Source organism: Vibrio sp. D173a, from assembly GCF_030248475.1.
In genome coordinates this window covers 1-623 of record NZ_JAHGAH010000971.1, presented here as the reverse complement: position 1 = coordinate 623, position 623 = coordinate 1, and the positions used below count along the sequence as shown (strand labels likewise).

The window sequence follows — 623 nt, the reverse complement described above, 5'->3', positions numbered from 1 at the left end:
CGCCCAGCATATTGGTCACTACCAAGCCTTGGATGAGTTTCTTGGCACTCATGCCTGGTTCAATATCGCGTAATAACCAAGTGATGGCTGCGATACCGCCGAGAAAGATGCTGGTGTGTTGAGACAGAAAGTACGCGTACTTATCGTTGATCTCCACACCGTACATTGGCCACATAACCGTTGGCAGGAAAAACAGCGCAATGGCAAAGCCTGCGTAAATAATGCCGTGTAGGCTTAAAAACGTTTTATTGTTCATGTCATATCTCATCTTCTGTCTTGCGATATCTAGATCTTTGCTTCAAGAATGAATCATCGTATTAGCTGTTGATTGGACCTTTGTTTATGGTCGTTAATGGCTGATTAACATCAAAAATGACGCCGCGCACCTCTGTTACGCCCATCTCTTTTAACCGTACACTGTGCATCGCTAGGTAAGTTTCTGCACTCAGTTGGTCTTCGAAAAGATAAATCCCGCCACCTAGTTTTTCGGCTTCGCTCTCTGTCCAAATTTTCCAGATCATACCCGGCTCGTCATTGATCGATTTTGCTAAATCAACCAGTGTATTTGCCATCTCTTCGCCAAATGGGCCTGCAAAATCAAAATCGACTTGTAGTAGTTTCAT

At 44.1% G+C, this 623-nt stretch carries 2 protein-coding genes; both read right to left on the bottom strand.

The features are described 5' to 3' along the window. Nucleotides 1–256, bottom strand: a 256-nt coding sequence (locus tag KIV40_RS30650) for a hypothetical protein (RefSeq protein WP_285353055.1), incomplete at its 3' end; no start/stop codon positions are given. Nucleotides 257–317: 61 nt separating this feature from the next. Further along, nucleotides 318–623 (bottom strand): monooxygenase (locus KIV40_RS30645; RefSeq protein ID WP_285353054.1); only part of this gene is annotated, 306 nt, incomplete at its 5' end.